Annotated in this window: 23 protein-coding genes and 6 tRNA genes; 23 read left to right on the plus strand and 6 right to left on the minus strand. The window is 64.6% G+C overall.

The annotated features are described in order from the left end of the window. The first annotated feature begins 59 nt into the window (after positions 1 to 59). The 6 genes from yajC to ELS24_RS23915 all read left to right on the plus strand — a co-directional run bounded on the left by yajC (position 60) and on the right by ELS24_RS23915 (position 5,441). The gene (yajC, locus tag ELS24_RS23890; RefSeq protein ID WP_006221220.1) at positions 60 to 404 is read left to right on the plus strand and encodes a preprotein translocase subunit YajC; all 345 of its coding nucleotides are present in this window, start codon (positions 60 to 62) and stop codon (positions 402 to 404) included. 114 nt (positions 405 to 518) lie between these two features. Continuing rightward, a complete protein-coding gene (gene secD, locus ELS24_RS23895) occupies positions 519 to 2,399 on the plus strand; it encodes a protein translocase subunit SecD (protein ID WP_050448256.1) in 1,881 nt (626 codons plus the stop codon). 55 nt (positions 2,400 to 2,454) lie between these two features. Further along, the gene (secF, locus tag ELS24_RS23900) at positions 2,455 to 3,390 is read left to right on the plus strand and encodes a protein translocase subunit SecF (protein ID WP_050448255.1); all 936 of its coding nucleotides are present in this window, start codon (positions 2,455 to 2,457) and stop codon (positions 3,388 to 3,390) included. Between the two features lie 211 nt (positions 3,391 to 3,601). Next, positions 3,602 to 3,919: a helix-turn-helix domain-containing protein gene (locus tag ELS24_RS23905; RefSeq protein ID WP_127185521.1), complete on the plus strand. Its 318-nt coding sequence runs from the start codon at positions 3,602 to 3,604 to the stop codon at positions 3,917 to 3,919. Positions 3,920 to 3,992: 73 nt separating this feature from the next. Further along, on the plus strand, positions 3,993 to 4,670 hold the full coding sequence (locus tag ELS24_RS23910; protein WP_050448253.1) for a VOC family protein: 678 nt from the start codon (positions 3,993 to 3,995) through the stop codon (positions 4,668 to 4,670). Positions 4,671 to 4,721: 51 nt separating this feature from the next. Next, entirely contained in the window at positions 4,722 to 5,441 is a 720-nt protein-coding gene (locus ELS24_RS23915) for an alanyl-tRNA editing protein (protein WP_050448276.1), read from the plus strand. A 71-nt stretch (positions 5,442 to 5,512) separates the two neighbouring features. Here the strand turns inward: ELS24_RS23915 and ELS24_RS23920 are convergent, their stop codons facing one another. Continuing rightward, on the minus strand, positions 5,513 to 6,280 hold the full coding sequence (locus ELS24_RS23920; protein WP_083447454.1) for a phosphatase PAP2 family protein: 768 nt from the start codon (positions 6,278 to 6,280) through the stop codon (positions 5,513 to 5,515). A 171-nt stretch (positions 6,281 to 6,451) separates the two neighbouring features. Here ELS24_RS23920 and miaB point away from each other — a divergent pair, with 171 nt between their 5' ends. The 5 genes from miaB (at position 6,452) to lnt (ending at position 12,114) form a co-directional block, all read left to right on the plus strand. After that, positions 6,452 to 7,906, plus strand: a complete 1,455-nt coding sequence (gene miaB, locus ELS24_RS23925) for a tRNA (N6-isopentenyl adenosine(37)-C2)-methylthiotransferase MiaB (RefSeq protein WP_050448252.1) — start codon at positions 6,452 to 6,454, stop codon at positions 7,904 to 7,906. Further along, positions 7,903 to 8,925: a PhoH family protein gene (locus tag ELS24_RS23930; protein WP_127185522.1), complete on the plus strand. Its 1,023-nt coding sequence runs from the start codon at positions 7,903 to 7,905 to the stop codon at positions 8,923 to 8,925. The genes miaB and ELS24_RS23930 overlap by 4 nt, the downstream gene beginning before the upstream one ends. Then, entirely contained in the window at positions 8,915 to 9,391 is a 477-nt protein-coding gene (gene ybeY / locus ELS24_RS23935; RefSeq protein ID WP_050448250.1) for an rRNA maturation RNase YbeY, read from the plus strand. The genes ELS24_RS23930 and ybeY overlap by 11 nt, the downstream gene beginning before the upstream one ends. Positions 9,392 to 9,598: 207 nt before the next feature. Beyond that, entirely contained in the window at positions 9,599 to 10,489 is an 891-nt protein-coding gene (locus ELS24_RS23940; RefSeq protein WP_050448249.1) for an HlyC/CorC family transporter, read from the plus strand. Beyond that, a complete protein-coding gene (gene lnt, locus ELS24_RS23945) occupies positions 10,486 to 12,114 on the plus strand; it encodes an apolipoprotein N-acyltransferase (protein ID WP_127185523.1) in 1,629 nt (542 codons plus the stop codon). Before ELS24_RS23940 ends, lnt begins: the two co-directional genes overlap by 4 nt. Before the next feature lie 22 nt (positions 12,115 to 12,136). On the opposite strand, the gene ELS24_RS23950 is transcribed toward lnt, so the two are convergent. Next, a complete protein-coding gene (locus ELS24_RS23950) occupies positions 12,137 to 13,192 on the minus strand; it encodes an aldo/keto reductase (protein WP_127185524.1) in 1,056 nt (351 codons plus the stop codon). Positions 13,193 to 13,555: 363 nt separating this feature from the next. On the opposite strand from ELS24_RS23950, the gene ELS24_RS23955 reads away from it, so the two are divergent. The 9 genes from ELS24_RS23955 to ELS24_RS23995 all read left to right on the plus strand — a co-directional run bounded on the left by ELS24_RS23955 (position 13,556) and on the right by ELS24_RS23995 (position 18,228). Further along, positions 13,556 to 13,631, plus strand: a tRNA-Ala gene (locus ELS24_RS23955). Between the two features lie 49 nt (positions 13,632 to 13,680). Further along, a tRNA-Glu gene (locus ELS24_RS23960) sits at positions 13,681 to 13,756 on the plus strand. A gap of 69 nt (positions 13,757 to 13,825) precedes the next feature. After that, positions 13,826 to 13,902: transfer RNA gene (locus ELS24_RS23965), tRNA-Asp, on the plus strand. A 107-nt stretch (positions 13,903 to 14,009) separates the two neighbouring features. Beyond that, a tRNA-Ala gene (locus ELS24_RS23970) sits at positions 14,010 to 14,085 on the plus strand. Positions 14,086 to 14,130: 45 nt separating this feature from the next. Next, positions 14,131 to 14,206: transfer RNA gene (locus ELS24_RS23975), tRNA-Glu, on the plus strand. 70 nt (positions 14,207 to 14,276) lie between these two features. Further along, positions 14,277 to 14,353, plus strand: a tRNA-Asp gene (locus tag ELS24_RS23980). 225 nt (positions 14,354 to 14,578) lie between these two features. Beyond that, positions 14,579 to 16,072: a helix-turn-helix transcriptional regulator gene (locus tag ELS24_RS23985; protein ID WP_127185525.1), complete on the plus strand. Its 1,494-nt coding sequence runs from the start codon at positions 14,579 to 14,581 to the stop codon at positions 16,070 to 16,072. A gap of 258 nt (positions 16,073 to 16,330) precedes the next feature. Then, positions 16,331 to 17,365: a biotin synthase BioB gene (gene bioB / locus ELS24_RS23990; protein ID WP_127185526.1), complete on the plus strand. Its 1,035-nt coding sequence runs from the start codon at positions 16,331 to 16,333 to the stop codon at positions 17,363 to 17,365. Further along, a complete protein-coding gene (locus ELS24_RS23995) occupies positions 17,362 to 18,228 on the plus strand; it encodes a DMT family transporter (protein ID WP_164741378.1) in 867 nt (288 codons plus the stop codon). The genes bioB and ELS24_RS23995 overlap by 4 nt, the downstream gene beginning before the upstream one ends. Before the next feature lie 17 nt (positions 18,229 to 18,245). On the opposite strand, the gene ELS24_RS24000 is transcribed toward ELS24_RS23995, so the two are convergent. Then, positions 18,246 to 19,898 carry an MFS transporter gene (locus tag ELS24_RS24000; protein WP_127185528.1) on the minus strand — a complete coding sequence of 551 codons (1,653 nt, stop codon included), beginning with the start codon at positions 19,896 to 19,898 and terminating at the stop codon, positions 18,246 to 18,248. An 87-nt stretch (positions 19,899 to 19,985) separates the two neighbouring features. After that, entirely contained in the window at positions 19,986 to 20,489 is a 504-nt protein-coding gene (locus tag ELS24_RS24005; protein ID WP_050448243.1) for a peroxiredoxin, read from the minus strand. A 239-nt stretch (positions 20,490 to 20,728) separates the two neighbouring features. Here ELS24_RS24005 and ELS24_RS24010 point away from each other — a divergent pair, with 239 nt between their 5' ends. After that, positions 20,729 to 21,154 (plus strand): hypothetical protein, encoded by a 426-nt coding sequence (locus tag ELS24_RS24010; RefSeq protein ID WP_127185529.1) that lies wholly within the window; start codon positions 20,729 to 20,731, stop codon positions 21,152 to 21,154. Between the two features lie 21 nt (positions 21,155 to 21,175). Here the strand turns inward: ELS24_RS24010 and ELS24_RS24015 are convergent, their stop codons facing one another. Continuing rightward, positions 21,176 to 22,060 carry a dienelactone hydrolase family protein gene (locus ELS24_RS24015; protein WP_127185530.1) on the minus strand — a complete coding sequence of 295 codons (885 nt, stop codon included), beginning with the start codon at positions 22,058 to 22,060 and terminating at the stop codon, positions 21,176 to 21,178. Between the two features lie 66 nt (positions 22,061 to 22,126). Beyond that, complete coding sequence (locus tag ELS24_RS24020) at positions 22,127 to 25,702, minus strand: DUF748 domain-containing protein (RefSeq protein ID WP_050448240.1); 3,576 nt, start codon at positions 25,700 to 25,702, stop codon at positions 22,127 to 22,129. A gap of 138 nt (positions 25,703 to 25,840) precedes the next feature. Between ELS24_RS24020 and moaC the strand changes: the two genes are divergently transcribed. Both moaC and ELS24_RS24030 read left to right on the plus strand, forming a co-directional pair. Further along, positions 25,841 to 26,329, plus strand: coding sequence for a cyclic pyranopterin monophosphate synthase MoaC (moaC, locus tag ELS24_RS24025; RefSeq protein WP_050448239.1), 489 nt, complete (start codon positions 25,841 to 25,843; stop codon positions 26,327 to 26,329). Then, positions 26,310 to 26,561: a MoaD/ThiS family protein gene (locus tag ELS24_RS24030; protein ID WP_050448238.1), complete on the plus strand. Its 252-nt coding sequence runs from the start codon at positions 26,310 to 26,312 to the stop codon at positions 26,559 to 26,561. The genes moaC and ELS24_RS24030 overlap by 20 nt, the downstream gene beginning before the upstream one ends. Positions 26,562 to 26,564 lie beyond the last annotated feature (3 nt).

Consider the following 26,564-nt stretch of genomic DNA (forward strand, 5'->3'; position numbering starts at 1 on the left):
CGGGCATGGCCGTCCGTAGCAACAAACAACCCAAACAGACTTAAACGCAGGAGAATTCAATGTCCGTTATCGATACCGCAAGCCTCGTCGTGGCTCAAGCCGCCGCCCCTGAAGGTAATGCGCTGATGGGCATGTTGCCCATCGTCCTGATGTTCGTGATCCTCTACTTCCTGATGATCCGTCCGCAGATGAAGCGTCAGAAGGAACACCGCAACCTGATCGCCGCCCTGGCCAAGGGTGACGAAGTGGTCACCGCCGGCGGCATGCTGGGCAAGGTCACCAAGGTCAATGACAGCTACGTGACCGTTGAAGTGTCCGAACTGGCCGACAAGCCGGTGGAAGTGATCATGCAGAAGTCGTCGGTTTCGACCGTGCTTCCTAAAGGAACCATCAAGGCCCTTTAAGCGTCTAATAGGAGCCCCATCGGGCTCTTCTTACGTTTGATGGGACCCAACCGCCGCCCGCAGCGTTTATCGCCCGGGCGGCCCTTTTATCACCCTGACATGAAGTAGCCGGCAATGAACCGCTATCCCCTCTGGAAGTACATTACGGTCCTGATCGCGGTCATCATTGGCCTGCTGTACACGCTGCCCAATTTCTACGGCGAGTCCCCCGCGGTCCAGGTTTCCAGCGCCAAGGCCACCATCAAGGTGGAACCGGCCATGCTGAACCGGGTCGAACAAATCCTGACCGACGCCAAGATCCCGAACGAAGGCGTCTTCTACGAACAAAACGGCACGCTCGGCACCGTGCGCGCCCGCTTCACGTCGACCGACCTGCAACTGCAGGCCCGTGACCTGATCGAAAAATCCCTGAACACCGTCGCCGACGACCCGCACTACACCGTGGCGCTGAACCTGTTGCCCGCGTCGCCCCCCTGGATGCGCGCCCTGGGCTGGTTCGCCCCCAAGCCCATGTACCTGGGCCTGGACTTGCGCGGCGGTGTGCACTTCCTGCTGCAAGTCGACATGCAGGGCGCGCTGACCGCCCGCTACGATTCGCTGGCCGCCGACGTGCGTTCCGTGCTGCGTGACCAGAAGGTCAACGTGGCCAGCGTTGAACGCTCGGGCATGGGCGTTGCCGCTACCTTCGCCAACAACGACGACCGCGACCGCGCCATCGCCACCCTGCGCACCCGCCTGCCGGACCTGGAGTTCACGGAACGCGAAGAAGGCGGCAAGCCGCTGCTGCTGGGCGCCCTGAATCCCGCCGCCGTCCAGCGCGTGCAAGACTCCGCGCTGAAGCAGAACATCAACACCCTGCACAACCGTATCAACGAACTGGGTGTGGCCGAACCGGTCATCCAGCAACAGGGTACGGACCGCATCGTGGTGCAACTGCCCGGCGTGCAGGACGTGGCCAAGGCCAAGGAACTGCTGGGCCGCACCGCCACGCTGGAAATCCGCATGGTTGACGATTCCCCCACCGCGCAAGGCGCGCTGCTGGGCGGCACCGTGCCCTTCGGCCTGGAACGCTACAACGACCGCGACGGCCGCCCGATCCTGGTTCGCCGCCAAGTGGTGCTGACCGGTGAAAACCTGCAAGACGCCCAACCCGGCCGCGACTCGCAAACCCAGCAAGCCGCCGTCCACCTGACACTGGACTCCAAGGGCGCGCGTATCTTCCGCGACGTCACCCGCGACAACATCGGCAAGCGCATGGCCATCCTGCTGTTTGAAAACGGCAAGGGCGAAGTGGTTACGGCGCCGGTCATCCGCAGCGAAATCGCGGGCGGCCAGGTGCAGATCTCGGGCAGCATGAGCTCGGAAGAAGCCGCCGACACCGCGCTGCTGCTGCGCGCGGGCGCGCTGGCCGCGCCGATGTCCATCATCGAAGAACGCACCATCGGCCCGAGCCTGGGCGCCGACAACATCTCGAAGGGCTTCCATTCGACGCTGTACGGTTTCCTGGCCATTGCCGCGTTCATCATGCTGTACTACCGCCTGTTCGGCGTGTTCTCCACGGTGGGCCTGACGATGAACGTGCTGCTGCTGCTGGCGCTCTTGTCCATGCTGCAGGCCACGCTGACCTTGCCGGGTATCGCCGCCATTGCGCTGACGCTGGGCATGGCGATTGACTCGAACGTGCTGATCAACGAGCGGATACGCGAAGAACTGCGCGCCGGGGCTTCCCCGCAGCAGGCCATCCACCAAGGTTTTGAACGCGCCTGGGGCACGATTCTTGACTCGAACCTCACGACGCTCATCGTCGGCCTGGCGCTGCTGGCCTTCGGTTCGGGCCCGATCCGCGGCTTCGCGGTGGTGCACTGCCTGGGCATCCTGACGTCGATGTTCTCGTCGGTGGTGGGCGTGCGCGCCCTGGCCAATCTGTACTACGGCCGCAAGAAGAAGCTGACCTCGATCTCCATCGGCGAAGTCTGGAAACCGAAGGCAAACTGACAATAAGGCGGGTGGCGCATAGCCATCCGCCGTAGAAAAGAACCGAAGGCGAAAAATGGAATTCTTCCGTATTCACCGCACCATCCCGTTCATGCGCCACGCGTTGGTGCTGAACATCATCAGTCTCATCACGTTCGTCCTGGCGGTCTTCTTCATCGTCACGCGCGGCTTTCACCTGTCGATCGAGTTCACCGGCGGCACGGTCATGGAAGTCAACTACGCGCAGACGGCGCAGCTTGAAAACGTGCGTGGCGTGGTCTCCAAGCTGGGCTACACCGACTTCCAGGTGCAGAACTTCGGCACCTCGCACGACGTCATGATCCGCCTGCCGCTGCAGGAAGGCCAAACGTCGGCCACCCAAAGCGAAAGCGTGCTGGCCGCCCTGAAGGCCGCGGACTCCGGCGTGGAACTGCGCCGCGTGGAATTCGTGGGGCCGCAGATCGGCCAGGAACTTCTGCACAACGGCTTGATGGCCCTGCTTGTCGTGGTCATCGGCATCATGGTGTACCTGGGCTTCCGTTTCGAATGGAAGTTCTCGGTCGCCGGCGTGATCGCCAACCTGCACGACGTGGTGATCATCCTGGGCTTCTTCGCCTTCTTCCAGTGGGAGTTCTCGCTGTCGGTGTTGGCGGGCGTGCTGGCGGTGCTGGGCTATTCGGTGAACGAATCCGTGGTCATCATGGACCGCATCCGCGAAAACTTCCGCAAGTACCGCAAGGCCGACACGCAGGAAGTCATCAACAGCGCCATCACCCAAACCATCTCGCGGACCATCATCACCCACGGTTCGACGCAGATGATGGTGTTGGCCATGCTGTTCTTCGGCGGCCCCACCCTGCACTACTTCGCCCTGGCCCTGACCATCGGCATCTGGTTCGGCATCTATTCGTCGGTGTTCGTCGCCGCCGCGCTGGCCATGTGGATGGGCGTCAAGCGCGAAGACCTGATCAAGCCGGTCAAGAAAGAAGGCGAGGAAGGCGAAGTCGCCTGATCCTGACCTGTCTTGCGTTTCCCAAAGCCCGTCGCCCGCGACGGGCTTTGTGCTTTCTGCTTTCCCTGCTTCTAACGAGGGAACGCCTCGGCGACTACGAACGGCGCCCTGAGCCAGGGAACTAGCCAATTTCATGCCGGAAGACGCGTTGATTCATATACCCGAACTGGTATATTCGATCCAGCATATCTTCCTACAGCAATAACCATCTATGACTCAAGCCTCAAACCCTGGCACCAAGAACGTCCTCTACGACCTCGGTTTTGAAGACGCCGCCGACCTTACCGCCAAAGTGCAATTGGCCATGAAGCTCAATGACTTGATCGACAAGCGCGGACTGAATCAGACCGACGTCGCGGCACTGACCGGGATGACGCAGCCCAAGGTCTCTCAAATTCGCCGCTACAAATTGCTGAACATCTCACTGGAACGGCTCATGCAAGCCCTGGTTGCCCTGGATCAGCACGTTGAAATCCGCGTTCGCAAAGCGCGCCAATCCGACACGGCCGGCATTACCGTCACGGCCTGATCCGCACTGTACCGTCCGCTCTCGCCCTGCTGTACGGGTACGAATCCTTCCGCATTCGCTACCATAGACCACCATGAAACTCACCATCGATCATCTCGTCATCGCCGCGGCGGACCTTGCCAGCGGTACGGAATATGTCGCGGGCCTGCTCGGCATCGCGCCCCAGGGCGGCGGCGCGCACCCGCACATGGGCACCCACAACCGCGTGCTGGGCATGGCGGACGGCGTGTATCTGGAGGTCATCGCGATAGACCCCGATGCCCCCGCCCCCGAACGCCCCCGCTGGTTCGGGCTGGATCAGGGCGACATGCGCGCGCGGCTGGAACAGGGGCCTTTCCTGGCGCACTGGGCCGCGCGGGTGGAAGCGCCGCTGGACCTGACCCGCATGCAGGCCGAACACCCGGAACGCATCGCGCCCGTCATCCCCATGACGCGCGGTGATCTGCGCTGGCGCCTGACGGTGCCGGACGACGGCAGCCTACCCACCTGGCGCGAAGCGGGCCACGCGGCGGGCGACGGCCTGCTGCCCACGCTGATCCAATGGGACGTGGACGCCTACCCCGGCGTCAGCCTGCCGCGCCAGCCCCTGACGCTGGTGCGCCTGACCGGTAGCCACCCGCAGGCGGGCCTGCTGCGTCAAGGGCTGACCTGGATGGGGGCCGACACCCTGATCGACCTGGAACAAACCGACGGACCGCCGCGCCTGAGCGCGCTGATCGACACGCCACAAGGGCAGAAGACCCTGGCCTGAAGCGCCCCCGCCCCCTATAAACCGGAGACCCCCCGCATGACCGCCACCCCCATGCCCGCCACCCGCAAACGTTTCGACGACGAGCCCTATCTGGATCAGTGCGACGCCACCATCATTGCCGTCACGCCTGAAGGCGTCGAACTTGACCAGACCATCTGCTATGCGCGCAGCGGCGGCCAGGCCGGCGACAGCGGCACCTTGACCCTGGCCGATGGGCGGGTGCTGCCCTTGACGGACACGGTCTACGCGGACGACCGGCAACGCATCCTGCACGTACTGGCCCTGCCCGAGGGCGACGCGCCCCCGCTAGTGGGCGACCGCGTCACCGTGGCCATCGACTGGCCGCGCCGCCATCGCCTGATGCGCCTGCACACCTGCCTGCACCTGCTGGGTGCCCTGGTGCCCGCGCCCGTGACGGGCTGCAGCATCTCGCCCGACTCCGCCCGCATCGATTTCGACCTGCCCGAATCCACCCTGGAAAAGGGCGAGCTGACCGAGCGCCTGAACGCGCTGATCAACCGCGGCCTGGACGTTGCCGTGAACGGCATCACCCCCGAGGAACTGGCGGCCCAGCCCGATCTGGTGCGCACCATCGGCGCCGCGCCGCCGGCCGGCACGGCCAAGATCCGCATCATCGACATCCCGGGCGTGGACCGCCAGCCCTGTGGCGGCACCCATGTGCGCAATACCCAGGAAATCGGCGCGGTGGCCATCACCAAGATCGAAAAGAAAAGCCGCACGAACCGCCGCGTGGTCGTGAATTTCGCCTGACAGGCGTCTGGCCACCGACAAAAAAATGGCCGCGATGTTCATCACGGCCTTTTTTCATTCAGCGCGCACCTTCATGCTTTTTTCCACCAGCGCCAGGGCGCGCGCAGCGGCCATTGATATTGGCTGCTCAGCACGCGCGGCGCCAGCAGATGGCCCACTATGAAGGCGATGCCCGCCGCCGTCATCACGTCCGACAGATAGTGGTCCAGATTGACCAGGCGGCTCATTGCCACCAGCACGGCCAGCAGTAGAAAAACCGCACGCCAACGCGGGGCCAGGATACTGAGCACGACGGCCACGGCGAACGCGGCGTACGTGTGGCTGGACGGAAAGGAATTGAACTGCTGCACGCGTGAAAAGGATTCGCCCAGGCCGTAGATGCCCTTCTCGAAAAATAATTCTGGACGCGAGCGTGCTACTAACCGTTTAAGCAAGAGCACCACCAGCCCACCCACCGCCAGGGTCGACAACATCAGCAGACTGCCGCGCGCCATGCTGGCGTAGCTCATGCGCAGCGGGTTGCGCCAGCCGCGCGCCAGGCCAATCAGGCCCACGACGTAAAACGCCAGCGCCACGCCGATGTACGGGCCGCTTTCGCCCAATTCGCCGATCCATTCGAAGGAGAGGTTCACGCCGTCGGAGACGGATCGCTGAATCCAGATAGCCAGGGGCAGATCGATCCAGCGCGCGCAGGCGCCGGCCAGCAATGCCAGGACGCCGCTCAACAGCAGCCAAGTCGCCCAGGAAAATGGGTTGCGGATCGGGTTCTGCGCGGATAGGCCGGGCGCGGCAGGGGCCACGGAAACGGCGGCCTGGGGCGTCAGGGGCTTGGGATTCATCGGTAACGCTCAAGGAGAATAAGAAATATTACTGTCGGCTGAAAGACGGCCGGCTCGCTATCGTAACGGCACCCGTCCGCCCGGCAAAGAAACAATTTCCACGCAAGGGTTAAAATTCCGCGTTTCCATCCCTTTCAGCCCCCGGGATCTACACCCGTCACGGCGACCATCATGCAAGCTACCTCCCTGAAGCGCGGCAACGCGCCCGGCGACGGCACCTCCGCCGCCGCCCCCGTCCTGGACATCCCCGCCGCTGACGCCGGCACCGGTTCCCCCCGCAAGCTGTACATCCGCACCTTCGGCTGCCAGATGAACGAGTACGACTCGGACAAGATGGCCGACGTGCTGCGTGGCGACCAGGGCCTGGAACTGACCGACAACCCGGAAGAGGCCGACGTCATCCTGTTCAACACCTGTTCGGTGCGGGAAAAGGCGCAGGAAAAAGTGTTTTCGGACCTGGGCCGGGTGCAGCACCTGAAGAAGACCAATCCGAACCTGGTGATTGGCGTGGGCGGCTGCGTGGCCAGCCAGGAAGGCGCCGCCATCGTCAAGCGCGCGCCCTACGTCGACGTGGTGTTCGGGCCGCAGACCCTGCACCGCCTGCCCGACTTGATTGCGCGCCGCCGCGCCGAAGGCCGCTCGCAGGTGGACATCAGCTTTCCGGAAATCGAAAAGTTCGACAACATGCCGCCCCCGCGCGTGGATGGCGCCACGGCGTTCGTGTCCATCATGGAAGGCTGTAGCAAGTACTGCAGCTTCTGCGTCGTGCCGTACACGCGCGGCGAAGAAGTGTCGCGCCCGTTCGAGGACGTGCTGATCGAAGTGGCCGACCTGGCCGACCAGGGCGTGAAGGAAGTGACGCTGCTAGGCCAGAACGTGAACGCCTATCGCGGCAAGATGGAAGGCACGGACGAGATCGCCGACTTCGCCATGCTGCTGGAATACGTGCACGAAATCCCCGGCATCGAGCGCATCCGCTACACGACCTCGCACCCCAAGGAAATGACCCAGCGCATGGTGGACGCCTACGCCCGCCTGCCCAAGCTGGTGTCGTTTTTGCACCTGCCCGTGCAGGCTGGCAGTGACCGCGTGCTGGCCGGCATGAAGCGCGGCTACACCACGCTGGAATTCAAGTCGGTGGTGCGGCGCCTGCGCGCGGCCCGTCCCGACCTGACTTTGTCGTCGGACTTCATCGTGGGCTTTCCCGGCGAAACCGAAGAAGACTTCGAAAAGACCATGAAGCTGATCGAGGACGTCGGTTTCGACACCTCGTTCTCGTTCGTCTACTCGCGCCGGCCGGGCACGCCCGCCGCCGACCTGGCCGACGACACGCCGCAAGACGTGAAACTGCGCCGCCTGCAACGCCTGCAAGCGCTGATCAACGAGCAGGCGGCCACCATTGCCCGCAACATGGTCGGCACCCGCCAGCGCCTGCTGGTCGAAGGCCCCTCGCGCCGCGATCCCAACGAACTGATGGGCCGCACCGAGAACAACCGCATCGTGAATTTCGCCGCGCCCGCGCGGCTCATCGGACAAATGGTCGACGTCATCATCACCGAAGCGCACACGAATTCGTTGCGCGCCCGAGTGGCCGATGTGGACCGCGTTCCCCAAGAGGCCGAATGACCACTCCCCGTTCCCGCGCTCGTCGCAGCATGCCCGCCGTCGTCAACCTGGACGGCGACAACACCCACCTGGCCAACCTGTGCGGCCCGCTGGACGAAAACTTGCGGCAGCTTGCCGACGGCATGGAAGTGAAGCTTTCGCGCCGCGGCAGCCGCGTCACCATCGAAGGCGAGCGGGCTGAACTGGCCGGCCGCGTGTTGCGGCGCTTTCACGAACAGGCCGTGCACCGCGCCCTGTCGGTGGACGACATCCAGCTGGGTCTGGTTGAAATCGGCGTCGGCCGCCAGGAAGACAAGCAGGAAGCCCAGGCCCCCGAAGCCGACCCGCTGCCCGCCCTGGACGACGAAAGCGACAGCATCGCGCTGCGCACCAAGCGCAGCGACCTGCGCCCGCGCACGCCACGCCAGCGCGACTACCTGAACAACATCCTGAAGCACGACATCACGTTCGGCGTCGGCCCGGCCGGTACCGGCAAGACCTGGCTGGCGGTGGCCTGCGCCATCGACGCCATGGAACGCGACACGGTGCAGCGGCTGGTGCTGACCCGCCCCGCGGTGGAAGCCGGCGAACGCCTGGGCTTCCTGCCGGGCGATCTGGCCCAGAAGGTGGACCCGTACCTGCGCCCGCTGTACGACGCGCTGTACGACCTGATGGGTTTTGAAAAGGTGCAGCGCCTGTTTGAAAAGCAAACCATCGAAATCGCGCCGCTGGCCTACATGCGCGGCCGCACGCTGAACCATGCCTTCGTCATCCTGGATGAAGCGCAGAACACCACGCCGGAACAAATGAAGATGTTCCTGACGCGGATCGGCTTCGGCAGCAAGGCCGTGATTACCGGCGACCCCTCGCAGGTAGACCTGCCGCGCGGTCAGGACAGCGGCCTGGCCCACGCGGTCAAGGTGCTGGAAAACGTGCAAGGCATTGCCACCACCCGCTTCACCAGCCGCGACGTCGTGCGCCACCCCTTGGTGGCCCGCATCGTCGACGCCTACGACCGCGCCTCTGAAAATGAAGCCTGATCTGTCTCTGTCCGTGCAATACGGGGTGGAAGAGCCGCGCCTGCCCCGCTGGCGTCTGCGCCGCTGGGCCGAGCGCGCGCTGGCGGCCGCCGCCGAAGATGGCCTGGTGGATTTCTCGGCCGCCGAGCTCAGCCTGCGCCTGGTCGGCGCGGCCGAGGGCCGTCGGCTGAATCGAGACTTCCGCGAACGCGACTACGCCACCAACGTGCTCACTTTTGAGTATGGCGTGGACCCCGTGGGCGTGGCGCGTGGCGATATCGTGATGTGCGTGCCCGTGTTGGTGCGCGAGGCCCGTGAACAGCGCAAGCCGCTGCTGGAACACGCCGCCCACCTGACCATCCACGGCGTGCTGCATGCGCTGGGCTACGACCACATCAAGGCGCGCGACGCCAAACGCATGGAAGCGCTGGAAACGGCCACGCTGTCGCGGATGGGCATCAACGACCCGTACATCGTCGCCGACTGAAGTCAGGCCGGGCCGGGATCGAGATCGGGATCGAGATTCGGGATCGAGATTCGGGATCGAGATTCGGGTCTACCCCTAGCCATGCCCGGAAAATAGCGGCCAGCAAGGCGCAGATGCCGTTGTTTGGCCCCATTTTCATGGCCGTCGTAACAAAAGGCGCGTCAGTTTCGGTTATGCTGGCCCCTCCATAACTTGTCCTCCCGGACGATGTCTGACCCTTACCCTGCTCCTGAAGCGACCACTGCTCGCTCATCCAAACCCGCCACCAAATCCCTTCTAGACCGCCTGCTTTCCCTTGTGCGCCGAGAGCCCGAGGACCGCGACGGCATCAAGGCCATTCTGGAAGCCGCCCACGATCGCCACCTGCTGGACGCCGAGTCCTACAAGATGATCAAGGGTGCGCTGGCCGTGTCCGAAGGCACCGTCGGCGACATCATGGTTCCCCGCTCGCGCATGGATCTGCTGGACATCACGCAGCCCATCCCGTATCTGGTGGCCTCGGTGATCGAAACCGCGCATTCGCGGTTTCCGGTTTACGAGGGCGACCGCGACAACATCATCGGTATCCTGCTGGCCAAGGATCTTTTGCGCTGCATGCTGGAACCCGGCATCGAATTGCGCACGCTGGTCCGCCCGGCCGTGTTCATTCCCGAATCCAAGCGCCTGAACGTGCTGCTGCACGAATTCCGCGCCAGCCGTAACCACCAGGCCATCGTCATCGACGAGCACGGCGGTATTTCGGGCCTGGTCACGATGGAAGACGTGCTGGAACAGATCGTCGGTGAAATCGAAGACGAATTCGACGAAACCGAGGAAGACGAGATCTTCCCCGAAGGCGAAAATCAGTGGCGCGTCATGGCGGCCACCGATATCTCGCACTTCAACGAGGTCTTTGGCTGCCAGTTGCCGGACGACGAATACGACAGCGTCGGCGGTTGGATGGGTGGCCAGTTGGGCCGCATTCCGCGCCGTGGCGACGTCGCCGAATTCGACGGCCTGCGCCTGGAAGTGGCCCGGGGCGACGCCCGCCGCGCCATCTGGCTGCGCGTCAAGCGCAACGTTCCCGCCCAAACTTCCCGCCCCACCGACGACGCATGAGCCGTATTCCGCGCAGCACCCTTCTGCGCGGCGCCGCCGGCTTGATGCTGGCCGGCGCCGTGCACGCGCTGACCTTCGCGCCCGGCCCCTTGCCCGACTGGGCATTGGCGATTACGCAGATCCTGATGCTGGCCATCGCGGCGCGCGTCACGCTGACCGCGCCGTCGGCCAGGCAGGCCTGGCTGCGCGGCTGGCTGTTCGGCTTCACCACCTATGCGGTGGGCCTGTACTGGCTGTTCATCAGCATGCACCGCTACGGCGACCTGGCCGCGCCGCTGGCCGTGGCCGGTGTGCTGGCCTTGTCCGCCTTTCTGGCGCTGTTTCCGGCCACGGCCAGCGCGCTGACGCGACGCTACACGCCCCTGTCGGCCGACGCCACGCCGCTTGGCATCCTGGCGTCCACACTGGCCTGGGCCGCGATGTGGGCAGGCTTCGAATGGCTGCGCGCCGTGTTGCTGACGGGTTTCCCGTGGCTGAACATCGGCTATGCGCAGGTAGACAGCCCAATCGCCGGCTGGGCGCCGGTTCTGGGCGTACACGGCATGGCGTTCATTGCCGCGTTCGTGGCGGCCACCATCGCCAGCTTGTGGCAACCGTCGCGCAAGACGGCCCTGAATTCACGCCAGGCCTTGGCAGCCGGCATTGCGGTGGCCCTGGCCGCCGTCGGCTGGCCGCTGTCGCGCATGGACTGGTCAGCCCCCACCGGTGACCCGCTCAATGTGCGGCTGATTCAGGGCAACATCGAACAATCACAGAAATTTGATCCGGCCTTGCTGGAGCAAAGCCTGGTGCGCCATCTGGAAATGACGGCTTTGCCGCCCGCCCAGGGCGTGCCCGCGCCGCAACTGGTGATTCTGCCCGAAACGGTGCTGCCCATTTTCCAGGACCAACTGGATCCGCGCGCCTGGGAAGCCTGGCGCGGCGTGGCCGCACGCGGCAACATGACGATCGCCATGGGCGTGCCCTTGCATGACCGCGTGGACGGCCGTGACCGCTACACCAACAGCGTGATGGGCTTTGACGGCAACACGCCGGTCGAACAACTGGTGCGTGGCAACACCGCCATGCGCTACGACAAACGCCATCTGGTGCCTTGGGGCGAATACGTGCCGCCGGGATTCCGCTGGTTCGTCGACCTGTTGAACATGCCGCTGGGCGATTTTGATCGCGGCGCGGCACGCCAGACCCCGTTCGCGGTGGGCGGCCAGCACATCGCCTTCAACATCTGCTACGAAGACCTGTTCGGTCCCGACCTGCTGCCCGCGCTGCAGACGGGCGCCAATGGCGAACCCGGCGCCACCATTCTGGTCAACGTCAGCAACCTGGGCTGGTTCGGCAATTCGTGGGCCTTGCGCCAGCATTTGCAGATTGGCCGCTTGCGCACCATCGAAACCGCGCGGCCCATGCTGACGGCCACCAATACCGGCATCACCGCCGCGATCGATGCCAAGGGCCATGTGGCCGCACAGCTTGCGCCGTTGCAGCCGGGCGTGCTGCCAGTGTCGGTCCAGGGCATGACCGGGCTGACTCCCTACGCGCGCTTCGGCGACAAATTGGCCTTGGCGCTGATGGGGCTGGTGCTGATCGGCGCCATCGGCAGCCACCGCAAGGCGCGCCGGGGCTGAGCGGCCCCGGGCGTTGCCCTTATCAAGCGAACAGATTGGCCGGCAGCCTGCCGCTGTCTTCGGGCGGGCGCACGGGCCCCGCGCCCGCGCCGGTCAGTTCAATGGCTTCGGCCACGGCGTCCAGGTCCTCGCTATCCAATTCCAGTTCCGCCGCCCCCAGCAAACCATTGACCTGCGCGGCGCTGCGCGCGCCCACGATCGCCCCGCTAACGCCTGGCCAGGCCAGCGTCCACGCGGCGGCAACGGCGGCAACGGTGGTGCCGTGCCGTTCGGCGATGGGCTTCAGCGCGTCGGCCAGGGCCAGGTTCCGGTCCAGGTTGGGCGGCGCGAATTCCGCATTGCGGGCACGCCAGTCGTCAGCCGGCAGGGCGCGCGCGCGCTCGATGCTGAACGCGCCGCTCAACAGCCCGGACTGCAAGGGGCTGTAGACGATCACGCAGATGTCGTGCTCGGCGCACCAGGGAATCAGGTCAGCAGCGGCACCGCGCTGAATCGCCGAAAACGGGGGTTGCAGGGAATCCACGTGGCCCAGCGATTCAGCATTCTGCAACTGCGCCAGGTTGTGGTTCGACAGGCCGATCGCGCCGACCTTGCCCTCCTGTTTCAGGTCCAGCAGTTCTTGCCAATAGGTCTCGATCGGCGTGCCGTCGCCCGCCGGCCAGTGCATCTGATACAGGTCGATGCGTTCCACGCCCAGGCGACGCAGCGAACCCTCGATCTCACGCCGGATGCTGGCTGGCGCGCCGGTGCGTCGCGGCATCGCCTGGGGATTGTCGGCCGACCAGGTCAGCCCGCACTTGGTGAACACGTAAGGCCTTTCCCCCGGGGTCATCTGCGCCAGCGCTTGCCGCACGATCTCTTCGGAATGACCCAGTCCATAGACGGCCGCCGTGTCGATCCAGTTGATGCCCCGGTCCACCGCCAGCCGGATGGCGGCGATGGAGTCAGCGTCGTCCTGCGGCCCCCACCCGACCGCCCAGCCGTTGCCGCCGATTGCCCATGCGCCCAGACCGATACGCGTGATGGCCATGCCGCTGCGGCCTAACGGCCGAGTGGGAAACGAAGTCTTGGTGCTCATGCGTGAATTCTCGATGTTGTCGCGCGGGGTCTTTTTTTACGCGAAAGCCACAGGATGCAGAAATTTTTTGCCCTTCACGATAGCATCTGCACAAGCCCTTGATTTTCCTGGATTCTGCACAAATCGATGCCGCGTGTCTTGCGATGAATCGCTCACAAAATAAGCAAAAAAAGCCATCCAACCCTGATTTTTTTTGTCGTTTTAACGTTTTTGCCCCCGACCGACTTGCACACCCGATTTTGTTCGTGCATAATCTCGTTTCTTCGCCAACGGCACTAAACAAAACCGGCAACGAACGACGAAAAACGCACCATAAAACGTGTGTTTATCTCGTAAAACGTAGCAGGCATTGCTTAGAGAAACGGGGGTATAGCTCAGCTGGGAGAGCGCTTGCATGGCATGCAAGAGGTCAGCGGTTCGATCCCGCTTACCTCCACCAGTCAACAGCGAAGAAAGTAGTACCAGTATTGCAGTAACAGCAAGTCCAAGTCCCCTTCGTCTAGAGGCCTAGGACATCACCCTTTCACGGTGAGTACAGGGGTTCGAATCCCCTAGGGGACGCCAGTTTACTGGCAGCAGTACAGAAGTAGATAAGTGCAGTTGAAGTGACAAAGTAGTTGAGTAAGCCGCTGCGGAGCGGTAGTTCAGTTGGTTAGAATACCGGCCTGTCACGCCGGGGGTCGCGGGTTCGAGCCCCGTCCGCTCCGCCAAAAGCTCTCTCGCTCTGAGTCTTTCAAGAGCTCCGTCTTCGGGGCTTTTTGCATTTATAGAGTGTGAGACCTTGTTGTTTGCCGTTCGAAACCTCAAGGCGCCCTGTGGGGGTATAGCTCAGCTGGGAGAGCGCTTGCATGGCATGCAAGAGGTCAGCGGTTCGATCCCGCTTACCTCCACCACGATGCAGTACCGTAGTAAAGTTGTTTGCAGTTCTGTTAGTTCAGGTCCCCTTCGTCTAGAGGCCTAGGACATCACCCTTTCACGGTGAGTACAGGGGTTCGAATCCCCTAGGGGACGCCAGCTTTTTTGGCATGTAGGTCCAAGCTGCCTTGACAACGCAGTGTCGTGATGAAGTTCAGTAAACCGCTGCGGAGCGGTAGTTCAGTTGGTTAGAATACCGGCCTGTCACGCCGGGGGTCGCGGGTTCGAGCCCCGTCCGCTCCGCCAAGCACTTCGTGCTTGCCAGCATTGCATCACCCTCGTAGTACAGCCATCGAAGCTCCGGAATCCGGAGCTTTTTGCTTTTCCGCGCCCGCCATCTCCCCCCTCCCCCTGGCGGCTTTACCCTTCGGTTTTACCCCCCCGCCAAGACTCGTCCGTTTTGCTCTCTGGACAGCATCGCCGCGCACCTGCATCCTGTGGGATCACGCCACGCGAACCGAAGAGGCCTACGTGACCGCAAACGCCGCCGCGCCCGACGCGCATCGCCAACACCTGCAAGCCATCATCGCGGGTTTGAATGAAGGCATCATCCTGCTCGAATCCGACGGCTCAATCGCCTGGGCCAATGCCAGCGCACTGGAATTACACGGCGTGGACACGCTTGACGCGCTGGGCGGCACGCCCGCCGGCTACCGCAAACGCTACACCCTCACCTTCCGCAACCATCACCGCGTCCCCCCGCGCCAATATCCGCTGGACCGTCTGGCGGCCGGCGAGAGCTTTGATGATCTGTTGCTGGACCTGAACCGCAAGGACGACGAAGATTTCCTGCGCAACGTGCTCGCGCGTGGACTCAAGCTGGAAGGCGACAAAGACGCCGACTACCGCGTACTGATCCTGCACGACCAAACCGAACAGATCAACGCCGAGCAGCGCTTCGAACGGACCTTTGGCGCAAACCCCGCGCCCGCGCTGATCTGCCGGCTATCCGACCTGCGCTATGTCAAGGTGAACCAGGGTTTTCTGGAGATGACGGGCTACACGCGCGAGGCCGTACTGGGCAAATCCGCCTACGAGCTCGACATCCTGGATGGCGGCGAAGACAAAGAACAGGCAGTGGCCAATCTGAACGAAGGCAAGACCATTGCGCAGCGCGAGGGCGTGATCAAACTGGCGAACGGCGAGACGAAGTTCGTCATGGTGGCCGGCCAGCCCATCGATATGCAGGACGAACCCTGCATGCTGTTCACCTTCATCGACCTGGAAGCGCGCAAGCGTACCGAAGCGGCGCTGCGCGAAAGCGAAGAGCGTTTCTCGAAGGCATTCAAGCTGGCGCCCGTGCCCATGGCCGTGTGCGAAGGCGATACGCTGGCCGTGCTGGACTTCAACGACGCCTTTACGGCGGTCACTGGCGCATCGCTCGAGACCAGCATCGGCGCGGCCCTGACCGACATCGGCCTGCAACCCTACGAGGGCATGGCCGCCAGCCTGAAACGCGGCGAAAGCGCACGCAACCGCGAGGCCACGCTGGCCACCCAGGACGGTGGCAGGCTGGACTGCCTGGTGTCCGCCGAGCCGGTGATGATCGGCGGACAGCGCCGGCTGCTGGTCGTGATGCAGGACATCACCGAGCGCAAGCGTTCCGAAATCGAATTGCTGGCCGCGATCGAAGCGGTCATGCAGGACACGTCGTGGTTCAGCCGCGGCATCATCGAAAAGCTGGCGCAACTGCGTCAGCCCGCGCCCGCGTCCCGCGACGTGGCGGAACTGGCGCAATTGACCACCCGCGAACGCGAAGTGCTGGGCCTGCTTTGCCAAGGTCACGATGACGACGCCATCGCCAAGGCCTTGAAGTTGTCGCGCAACACCGTGCGCAATCATGTCGCCACGATCTACAGCAAGATCGGCGTGCATCGGCGCAGCGCGGCCATCGTGTGGGCGCGTGACCGCGGCATCACAGGCCACGAGTCCGCCCGCGTGCGCGACAAGCCCGCCAAGGACTGAAGGCACGGGTCGAACCCACGGATTTTACAATTAGAATCAAAATATCCGGGGGTTCGACGTCGCCGAAGATGCGATCGCGTTACGCAAGCCTACCCACCAAAATCCAGCATCTACCGCAATAAATCCTGTAAATACCCCGCATTTTCCGCCTCTATTCACGCATTGCGTAAACCCTGCGCAGGTTCTTACGATCCGCCGATCCGTCCTTGCCAGCTTCGGCAAGCGGCGCGATTTCCGTAAGACCGACAGGAGCCCGCCTTGCAGACCGCCACCATTCCCGTCCCGCTGACGGCCAAGCACTTGCCCGCCCCGGCCTGGCGCACCGCCGACATCCTGGCGTTGTACGCGCTGCCGTTCATGGACCTGCTGCACCGCGCGCAGCAGGTGCACCGCGCCCACTTCGACCCCAACGCCGTCCAGTTGTCCAGCCTCTTGTCGATCAAGACGGGCGGCTGTCCCGAAGACTGTGCCTATTGCCCGCAGTCCTCGCATTACGACACCGGACTGGACGCCGACAAGCTGATGCCGCTGGACGACGTGGTGGCCGCCGCCCGCGCTGCCCAGGCAGGCGGTGCGCAGCGCTTTTGCATGGGCGCGGCCTGGCGCAGCCCCAAGCCCCATCACCTGGAGGCCGTGGCGCAGATGGTCAGCGCGGTCAAGGCGCTGGGCCTGGAAACCTGCGTCACGCTGGGCATGCTGCAAGACGGCCAGGCCGAGCAACTGAAAGACGCCGGGCTGGACTACTACAACCACAACCTGGACACGTCGCCGGAGTTCTACGGCAAGATCATTTCCACCCGCACCTACCAGGACCGGCTGGATACGCTGGACCGCGTGCGCGAGGCCGGCATCAACGTGTGTTGCGGCGGCATTGTGGGCTTGGGGGAATCGCGGCAGCAGCGCGCGGGCTTGATCGCCCAACTGGCCAACATGACGCCCTACCCCGAGTCGGTGCCGATCAACAATCTGGTGCACGTCGAAGGCACGCCGCTGGCCGACGTCGAGGCGCTGGACCCCTTTGAATTCGTGCGCACCATTGCCGTGGCCCGCATCACCATGCCGCGCGCCGCGGTGCGCCTGTCCGCGGGCCGCGAAGCCATGGACGACGCGCTGCAGGCCTTGTGCTTCATGGCGGGCGCCAACTCGATGTTCTACGGCGACGCGCTGCTGACCACCGCCAATCCGCAAATGCAGGCCGACCAACGCCTGCTGCAACGCCTGGGCATGCACGTCGAAGCAGGCGAGCAGCCCGCGCCCGCCGAGCCGCAGCAGCAGAACACGACATGCCGTTGACGCCGGGCATTCTGTATCTGCTGGCCAGCGTGACGTGCAGCGTCACCGTGGCCGTGCTGCTGAAGCTGGCGCGCCGCTATGACGTGGACGTGCGCCAGGCCATCACCATGAACTACGCCGTAGCCGCCCTGCTCTGCTGGGCAGTCTTGAAACCCGACCCCGCCGCGCTGCTGACGCCGCACACACCTTGGGCCGTGCTGGCCGCCCTGGGCGTGTTGCTGCCCAGCGTTTTCCTGGCGATGGCGGCAGCGGTGCGCCACGCCGGCATCGTGCGCAGCGACGCGGCGCAGCGCCTGTCGTTGTTCATTCCTTTGCTGGCGGCGTTCCTGCTGTTTGGCGAACCGATCAGCGGGCGCAAGCTGGCGGCGATTCTGCTGGCGTTCGGCGCATTGGCTTGCCTGTTGCGCCGTCCCGCCGCCGACGCCAACACCGGAACGGCACCAGGCCGAGGCATTTGGCTTTGGCCGCTCGCGGTCTGGGCGGGCTATGGGGTGATCGACATCCTGTTCAAGCAGGTGGCGCGCGCCGGCACCGCGTTTGCCGCGGGGCTGCTACTGGCGTTCGTGTTGGCGGGAGGGCTGATGCTGGCCTATCTGCTGGCGCGTCGAGTGCGCTGGGAACGCCGCCACCTGTTGGCTGGCGTGGCGCTGGGCGTATTCAACTTCGGCAACATCCTGACCTATATCCGCGCGCACCAATCGTTGCCCGAGCACCCGGCGCTGGTCTTCGCGTCGATGAACATGGGTGTCATCACCCTGGGCACGCTGGTGGGGGCCTTGGCGTTTCGCGAGCCCTTGACGCGGGTCAACGGCTTGGGCATCGCGCTGGCGCTGGCCGCCATCGTACTGATGGCGCCTTGGTAGCCCACGCAGGCCGGGTCTTAGGTACCGGTGCGGCGCGCGCGTTCGGCAGCGTCGTCCGCGTCTCGGGCGGGCTCCGCTGACCCGGTTGCCCCGGTGGATTCGGTTGACGAGGCAGCGGAGCCGGACTCTGCCGTATCGGGCGCGGAGGTATCGGCTGCCGCAGCGTCGGCTGCCGCAGCATCGGCTGCCGCAACATCGGCTGCCGCAGCATCGGCTGCCGGCGCTGCCGCGGCATCCGCCGGCCATTCTTGGGTGAGCGGCGGAGCCACGGGCGACGGCTCCGAGGGTTTTGACGCGTCTGATGCGTCTGATGCATCCAATGCGTCCGACGCGTCCGATGGCTCCGCCGAATCCGTCGATTCCGACCCAGCCGCAGGCGCGGATACCGTTGCCGCCGCCGGATCAGGCTGCACCATTTCCATCGCAATATCGTTTTCCGGGTCCACGCGCGGATCCAGCACGGCCGCGGCCGGCGAGCTTTGCAAGGTATCGGGCATGGGCACGAAATGCGTCGGAGCCTCGTCGACCTGATGCGCGCCGGTGACGCGCGTCGGGCGCACCTGCCACACCAGAATCAGTGCGCAAGCCGAGATGAACACGTAATACATGCTATGGCCGAAAAGCGACATCAGCAGGCCCGCCACCATGGGGCCAATACAGGCGCCCACGCCGTAGGTCATGAGCAGCACGGCTGACAAGCTGACCCGGCGCTCGGACTCCACATGGTCGTTGGCGAATGCCGCGCCCAGCGGGTACAGCGTGAATTGCAGGATGCCGAAGATGCAGGACAAGGCCACCAACGCCCAATATGGCAAGGTCAGCCAGCCCCACATGACCGTAGGCAGCAGCACCAGCAACAACGCATTGAAGCGGATCAGGCCGGCGCGGTTGATGCGGTCGGACAGCCAGCCCATGGGCCATTGCGACAACAAGCCGGCCGTGACGGCGGCAGCCACGAAAATGGCGGCTTGCGAGGTCGTCAACCCATGCTTGGCACCATAGACGGCGGCCAGGCCATAAAAAGCACCGGACAGGTTGCCCGCCACGAACAGCACCGTCATCGACAGCGGCACGCGGCGCATGAAGAAGCGAATGTCCAGCGGCGCGGGCAGTGGTGTGGGCGGGTGCGAACGGGCGGTGACGGCAATAGGCACCAGACACAGCACCAGGCACATGGCCACCAGCGTCAGCGGCCGCAGGTCCAGGGTGGCGTAGGCGGTCAGCGCCAACTGCCCCAGCACCGTGCCCAGGCCGGACACCACCATGTAGACCGAGAACACCCGGCCCCGCTGATGGTTTTCAGTTTGTTCGTTGAGCCAGCTTTCGATGACCATGAATTCGGTCACCATCACCACGCCGGAGATCAGGCGGAACACCAGCCACAGCGGCATGGAATCGACCAGCGTCTGGGCCAGGATCATGCTGGTGGCGATAGCCGCGCACGCGACGAACGCGCGGATGTGGCCCACGCGGATGATGAGCTTGTGCCCCAGGCGGGCGCCGCACACCAGGCCCAGGTAGTAGCCGGCGATCAAGGCGCCGATCCACACTTCGCTGACAGACTGCGCGGTCAGCCGAAGGCCCATGTAGGTGTTGAACAGACCCGTGCCGATCAGCATCAGCAAGGTCGCGAAGTACAAGGACGAGAATGAGGAGAGGGTGGCGAGCATGGCGTTGGCAACCGCTGCTGGCATTAGCGCGGCAGGCTGCAAAGGCAGCCTGCCGTGTTGAGCGGTAAAACAGGGAACTACGTTAGGTCAGATTTGCGACAGCAGCGTGGCGGCATCGCTGACTTCGAACTTGCCAGGGCCTTCCACGTTCAACTGCTTGACCACGCCGTCGACGATCAGGGCCGAATAGCGTTGCGAACGCACGCCCATGCCGCGCGCGATCAGGTCCAGTTCCAGACCGAGTTCCTTGGTCCACAGCGCCGAGCCGTCGGCCAGCATGCGAACCTTGCCTTCGGTCTTTTGCTCGCGGCCCCAGGCGCCCATGACGAACGCGTCGTTGACGGCCACGCACCAGATTTCATCCACGCCCTTGGCCTTCAAGGCTGCGGCCTGCTCCACATAGCCCGGCAGATGCTTGGCCGAGCAGGTGGGGGTGAAGGCGCCCGGCAAGGCGAACAGCGCGATGGTCTTGCCGCGGGTCAGGTCGGAAACCTGGAACGCGTTGGGGCCCAGCGAGCAGCCTTCGGTTTCGGTTTCGATGAATTCGGTCAGGGTGCCTTCCGGCACGCGGTCGCCGACGTTGATCGTCATGGGGTATCTCCAGGGAAAAGTGGGGCAATGCATTGAGGCGGGATCGCCTCACACCCGACATCATAGTGCGTGCGCGCCCTGCCCGCTGCGCCAGACCGGCGCGAAAAAATCACGCACAGTCTGAAACGACTCCATACCCCCGCCACACGGCCTGGAAACGGCTGCTTGCCATAATGCAGGCGTGACCCACGCCCGCCCGGGTCGAAAGCCGCCCGCGGGCATCTATCGGAGACTCACCGATGCACAAGATCTTGACTGGCCTGGCCTGGGTCCTGGCCACCGCCACCGCGCCGGCCTTGGCCGCGCCGGATGCAAGCGAACAGACCCTGTACGATTCCTTCGTGATTGCGGCCGGAGCGTCCAACGGCGCCGCGCGCGCCTGCGGCGCCTCGGACCCCGACCTGGCCCAACATAAGGCGACAGCCCAGAAGAACCTGACGCGGTACGCCAAGGAATATGGCTTTTCGTTGGCGTCCTATGACGCCCTGTTCCAACAGGGCCAGGGCGAGGGCAAGACGATGATGGACGACATGAAGCGTTCGGGCGTGGACGGATGCCAGGGCGTGCTGGGCAGTTTCCAGCACGAGCGCGCCATCAGCTATGAGGGCATGAAAAAGGCCTTGGCTGAAGTCAGCGACGGCCTGCCTGGGGAAAAAGCCAAGTAGATTGCGCGGTAAAGACGCCGTCTACGCCGCCAGCCCGTTCTGCTTGAACCAATCCAGCATGCGGGTCCAGGCCTGCTCGGCCTCGGGCTTGCGGTACGACGGCCGGTAATCCGCATGGAAGGCATGCGGCGCCTCGGGGTACACATCGATCCGTGACGCCTTCGCAGCCGCCGAGCCTTTCGCCAGTTCGGCCCGCATGCGGTCAACGTCCGTCAGCGGAATGCCCGCATCCTTGCCGCCATACGCGCCCAGCACCGGGGCTTTCAGCTCGTTCACCAGGCTCAAGGCCGACTTGGGCTTGAGGTCGGTGGGTTCGCCGGCCAGTTGGCCATAGAACGCCGCGCCTGCTTTCAGCTTGGGGTTGTGGGCCGCGTACAGCCAGACCTGGCGGCCACCCCAGCAAAAGCCCACGATACCCAGCTTGTCGGGGTTGCCGCCGTTGGCCGCCGCCCACGTCGCGGTGGCGTCCAGATCGCTCTGCACCTGAAGGTCGGGCACTTTGCTGACAACCTCGGCCAGCAGCTTCGGGATTTCGGTGTATTTGGAGGGGTCGCCCTGGCGTGCGTAGAGTTCCGGCGCAATGGCCAGGTAGCCCAGGTGCGCCAGGCGGCGGCACACGTCCTGGATGTATTCATGCACGCCAAAAATCTCGGACACGACCAGCACGGTGGGCAGGTTCTTCTTGCCTTCCGGCGCCGCGCGATAGGCCGGCATCTTGCCGTCCTTGGTGGGAATGTCCACCTTGCCGGCCGTCAGCCCCTTCGTGTCGGTAGCGATGGCGGTCTGGGCCACGGCTGGCCCTGCCGCCAGGGAAAAGCCCGCCGCGACCGTCGTGGCGATGAAACCCCGGCGGTCCAGCCGCAAGGGCGGCAACAGGCTGTCGAAGTGCGCGTCCTGATCTTTCATCGAGAATCTCCTGGCAAAAAGCCGGGTCCAAGACGCGGCACGTGGCGCGTCGTCGGCCCAGCGGGTTCACTTCAGGGAGAAGTCCACGCGCGAGGGTTGCCCCTCGTCCTCGATACCGTCCGCGTCCAACTGCGGCGCAACGATGAAAACACGCTCCGCGAGGCCTTCCTGGGCTTGCAACTTCTCATAAACCGCTTGCGCGCGGGCATCGGCCAGTTGGCGCAATTGCTCGTCGCCCACCGGCGCCACGCCGCGCAACATGGATTCCATCTGCTCGGCCGGCACGGACTTCGACATGCCGATGAAATTGCGCGGCTTGTCCTTGATGTCCGTGTCGTCGTAGACGGCTTCGAGGTATTTGACGCGCTCGGCGGCGGACACCTGCACCCCGGCCGGATTCGGTTTCTTGCCGCGCGGGGCCGTGTCGGCGGCCTTGGCGGCGCGGATCCGAGCATCAACCCAGGCTTGGCGCAGGCCTTCCAAGTCGGTCTTGGGGTCGGCGCGGCCGCTGATGTCCATCTTCAGCGCGGGGCGCTCGGTCAAAGCCTTGGTCAGCGTGTCGATGCGCTGGATGGAATCTTCTGTCAGCACCGCGCTGCCCGGCGCGAACTCCACATAAGACAGTTCTTCGCCGCCCCCGAAGGCCGAGGCCAACAGGCTGAACGGCGACGTGACCGCCTTGACCACCAGGTTCAGCAACACGCGCACCACGATGCCACCCACGGAAAACTCCGGATCGTCCAGCGAGCCGGACACGGGCAGGTTGATGTCGATATTGCCGCGCGAGTCCTTCAGCAACGCCACCGCCAACAGCACCGGCAGCTTGGTCGCGTCGGGGCTGTTGGTCTTGTCGCCAAAGGTCAGTTGGTTCAGCACCACATGGTTGGACGCCTGTAACGCACGGTTCTTGATCTTGTATTCGAGGTCCACCGACAGCTTGCCGCGCTTGATCGGGTAGCCCACGTATTTGGCCGAATAGGTGTTGAAGCGCGGCAGGTCCACGCCCTTGGCCGACGCCTTCAGGTCCAGCGTCAAGTACTTGGCGAAGGGTTGCACGATGCCGCTGATGGACAGCGGCGCGGTGGTGTAGACACGCCCCGTGACCTTCACCTTGGCGGGCTGCGGGTTGGTGGACGACACCGCCGAGATCGCGCCTTCGATGGCGGACAGTTCCGCCACGTAGTTCGGCTTGACGAAGCGGTCGGTGAACGTCATGCGGCCGCGAGACAGCGTGACGCTGTTGACCGAGATGTCGGGCATGGCGGCGCCTGCCCCCGCTTTGTCGGAAGCCTGCGCGGCCGGCGCCTGCCGGCCCGGTGTCTGCGTGTCCTGCGTGATGGAGCCGCCCGCCTGCCCCGGCGCGGCCACCAGGTCCATGACGTTCAGCCGGCCCTGCGCGTTCAGCAGGATGCGGCCATAGAAGTCTTCCAGCGCGATGTCGCCCAGCTTGGCGGCGACCTTGTCACCCGCCACGGACACATCCATGCCGGCAAACGCCAGGCGCTTCCAGTTGAGGAAGTCGTCGTTGTTGACGCGGTCTTGCAGGTCGACGCCGGTTATATCGACGCCGCCCTTCCAGTTGACCCGCATGGGCGTATTGCCCGTTGCGGCGGCAAAGGCCACGTCGCCCTTGGCCGCCAGCGTAATGGCGCGCACGGTGGCGTTCAGGCTGCCGGCGGCATAGGGCGCGAACGGCGCCACATTCAGGTCGGACAGGTCCACGGAAGACGACAGCGTCAGCGGCTGCGGGGCGAACGTGCCCTTCATGTTCAGCGCGCCATTGCCCTGGATGCCCGCGGCCGCCAGGGTGAAACTGCTTTGCCCGGGGCCCATGGCCAGGCGATCCGCCGTCATGCGCAGCGATTGCAAAGCGATGTCCAGCGCCGGCTTCTGGGCTTCGTCGCGCGCCTTGAATTGGGTCAGGTCGGCCTGGACGGACGTGGCCGACGCGTCGATGGCGCCGTCTTTTTCGCGGACATGAATCTGCGCCGACGCGCCCAGCCGGCCATCCAGCAGCAAGATGGGCGCGGCGTTGCGCACGGCCGGGGCCAGGGGCGCCAGGGCGATGTTGCCCATGCGTACGGCCAGTTCCAGCGACAGCGGTTTCAGTTCCAGCGGACCCTTGGCGCGGATCCAGCCGCCGTCGGTGCTGTTGTCCACGTTCAGCCACAGGTTGACGGGCTGGTCCTTGACCTCGGGAATGGTCACACCTTCAACGGTGGCGCTCACGCCGGTCACCATGTAATCCAGCTTGCTGATCGCGTCGGTCAGCGTGAGCTCGCCTTCGTGCAGGTTGAAGGCGTCCAGCGTGACCGTCCAGTCCGACGAGGCGGGGCTGGGGGCTGGCGCCGGGGCAGTAGCGTCTACGGTGGCGCCTGCTGCAGCGACACCTGGGGCAGCACCCGGAGCAGCACCCGCGCCGGACGGCGGCGTGCCGGGCGGGGCATCAGGAACGGGGTCCACGGCGGCATCAGGGGCAGGCGTTGCGGCGGCGTCCGGCTTCGGCTTTTCCTTCAAGCCCATATCCCGCCGCAGCTTGTCGGCCACCGGCGTCTCGGTGGGCGCAACCCCCGCCAGCGCCTTCAGCTTGACGACCACGTCCTGCCAGTTCAGGTGTTCATTGGCGTAGCGCCGCACATGGACCTGCGGCGCCCACAGCCCAATTTCACCCACATAGGCCTGGCGCGCGATGGGTTCCAGTTCCAGGCGGGTGACGGTCAGCGCGCTCCAGGCGGCCAGCGGGTCGCCATTGGTGTCGCGCAGGTCGAACCGGCGCAACCCCACATCACCCACCACGCGAATCTTGGGCGCGGCGTCCTTGGGCTGTTCGAACACCACTTGCAGGTTGGAATCCAGCAGCGCGCTTTCCAGTTTGAACGGCAGCGGCATCGGCCAGACGTCCGCCCACTTTTCAAGCTGCAGGCCGTTGAAGGCCACGCGCAGCGTGGACGATGGCACCGTGTCGAACGGACGCGCCACGCCATTCAGATCGAAGGGGCTACCGTTGATGCGCAGGTGCAGCCGGGGCTGCACGTCGATGTCGGTGGCGTAGCCGAAATTGGAAATGAACGGCACGCCCAGGCCCAGTTCATCCACCACCTGCTTGCGCCCGGTGACCTTGTCATCCAAGGTGATGGAGCCGCCTTCGATGACCATGTTGTTCAGCGAAAAACGCGGCAGGCCGGCGTCGGGCTCGGGCGGTTCTTCAGGCTGGGCCGCCGCCATGTCCGCGACGCGTTGCTGGATGTCGGAAAAATTGAAGCGCGTGACGTCTTCACGCACGATGGCAATGCTGGGCTCGCGCAGCGTCAAGCGGTCGACGACGGGTGCGAACCAGAACAGGGAGCTCCAGGCGGCGCTGGCATCCAGTTCTGCCAATGTCAGCAGCGGGGTCTGCGAGCCGGGTTGAGCCACGGCAAGGTCGTGGGCGCGAACGGTCAGCGTGAAGGGGTTGAAGCTGATCTTGCCCACGGAAACATCGCGGCCGATCATCTTGGCGACGTCGGTGGTCAACACGTTGTGCAAGACCTTGGGCACTTGCCAGGCAGCGATACCGCAGACGATCAGCGCGAACGCCACAATGCCCAGTAGGATTTTGCCGGCGCGCCGGGTGAACCGTAACTTGGGGCGCCGCAAGGGCATCGCGTGTCTCCTGATGCGAGTTGATGGCGATTATCGCGCCCTGGTTAGCGCTCGTCTATCATAGGCGGAACCTGCGGCCCGCCCGGCCTGGCGGCACCGCACTTTTCAAACATTAACAATTCTCGATCCCGATTCCCCATGCCTTCTTCCCCTCCTTCCCTGAGCCACCTTGACGAAGCCGGCCAGGTGCGCATGGTCGATGTCATCGCCAAATCGGACACCGAGCGCGTGGCCATCGCCGTGGCCAGCGTGCGCATGAACGCCGTGGCCTACGGCCTGTTGACGCAGCCGGGCCAAGGCAAGGGCGAAGTGCTCAACACGGCGCGCGTGGCCGCCGTGCTGGCCGCCAAGCGCTGCGCGGAGCTGATCCCGCTTTGCCACAGCCTGCCGCTGGCGTTCGTGGGGGTCGACTTCGCGCTGGACGACGCCGCGCATCGCATCGACATCCAGGCGACTTGCCGCACCAGCTACAAGACGGGCGTGGAAATGGAAGCCATGATGGCGTGCAGCGTGGCCGCGCTGACCATCTACGACATGTGCAAGGCCGCCGACAAAGGCATCGTGGTTGAACAAGTACGCCTTAAGTACAAGGCTGGAGGAAAAAGCGGTGAATGGCGCAACGATTAATCTGCTGTACTTCGCCCGCGTGGCCGAACTGGTCGGCAAGCGCAGTGAAGACTGGCCGCTGGATGGCGAATCCACCGGCGCCCAATTGCTGGCCGCGCTGGGCGAACGGTATCCCCAACTGGCCCCGGCAGCGCGCTTGAAACTGGCCATCAACCAAACCCATTCCAAGCCGACGGCGCCGATCCGCCCGGGCGACGAAGTCGCTGTGTTCGAACCCGTCACCGGAGGTTGAACG

Source organism: Achromobacter spanius, assembly GCF_003994415.1.
GTDB lineage: Bacteria > Pseudomonadota > Gammaproteobacteria > Burkholderiales > Burkholderiaceae_B > Achromobacter > Achromobacter spanius_C.

Bases quoted from the DNA above. Each gene is read 5' to 3' on its own strand.
- yajC (WP_006221220.1), top strand. From the start codon at position 60: ATGTCCGTTATCGATACCGCAAGCCTCGTCGTGGCTCAAGCCGCCGCC.
- miaB (WP_050448252.1), top strand. From the start codon at position 6,452: ATGCAAGCTACCTCCCTGAAGCGCGGCAACGCGCCCGGCGACGGCACC.
- ELS24_RS24000 (WP_127185528.1), bottom strand. From the start codon at position 19,898: ATGCTCGCCACCCTCTCCTCATTCTCGTCCTTGTACTTCGCGACCTTG.
- lnt (WP_127185523.1), top strand. From the start codon at position 10,486: ATGAGCCGTATTCCGCGCAGCACCCTTCTGCGCGGCGCCGCCGGCTTG.
- ELS24_RS24005 (WP_050448243.1), bottom strand. From the start codon at position 20,489: ATGACGATCAACGTCGGCGACCGCGTGCCGGAAGGCACCCTGACCGAA.
- ybeY (WP_050448250.1), top strand. From the start codon at position 8,915: ATGAAGCCTGATCTGTCTCTGTCCGTGCAATACGGGGTGGAAGAGCCG.
- ELS24_RS23940 (WP_050448249.1), top strand. From the start codon at position 9,599: ATGTCTGACCCTTACCCTGCTCCTGAAGCGACCACTGCTCGCTCATCC.
- ELS24_RS23915 (WP_050448276.1), top strand. From the start codon at position 4,722: ATGCCCGCCACCCGCAAACGTTTCGACGACGAGCCCTATCTGGATCAG.
- ELS24_RS24010 (WP_127185529.1), top strand. From the start codon at position 20,729: ATGCACAAGATCTTGACTGGCCTGGCCTGGGTCCTGGCCACCGCCACC.
- ELS24_RS23920 (WP_083447454.1), bottom strand. From the start codon at position 6,280: ATGAATCCCAAGCCCCTGACGCCCCAGGCCGCCGTTTCCGTGGCCCCT.
- ELS24_RS24020 (WP_050448240.1), bottom strand. From the start codon at position 25,702: ATGCCCTTGCGGCGCCCCAAGTTACGGTTCACCCGGCGCGCCGGCAAA.
- moaC (WP_050448239.1), top strand. From the start codon at position 25,841: ATGCCTTCTTCCCCTCCTTCCCTGAGCCACCTTGACGAAGCCGGCCAG.
- secF (WP_050448255.1), top strand. From the start codon at position 2,455: ATGGAATTCTTCCGTATTCACCGCACCATCCCGTTCATGCGCCACGCG.
- ELS24_RS23930 (WP_127185522.1), top strand. From the start codon at position 7,903: ATGACCACTCCCCGTTCCCGCGCTCGTCGCAGCATGCCCGCCGTCGTC.
- ELS24_RS23950 (WP_127185524.1), bottom strand. From the start codon at position 13,192: ATGAGCACCAAGACTTCGTTTCCCACTCGGCCGTTAGGCCGCAGCGGC.
- secD (WP_050448256.1), top strand. From the start codon at position 519: ATGAACCGCTATCCCCTCTGGAAGTACATTACGGTCCTGATCGCGGTC.
- ELS24_RS23910 (WP_050448253.1), top strand. From the start codon at position 3,993: ATGAAACTCACCATCGATCATCTCGTCATCGCCGCGGCGGACCTTGCC.
- ELS24_RS23905 (WP_127185521.1), top strand. From the start codon at position 3,602: ATGACTCAAGCCTCAAACCCTGGCACCAAGAACGTCCTCTACGACCTC.
- ELS24_RS24015 (WP_127185530.1), bottom strand. From the start codon at position 22,060: ATGAAAGATCAGGACGCGCACTTCGACAGCCTGTTGCCGCCCTTGCGG.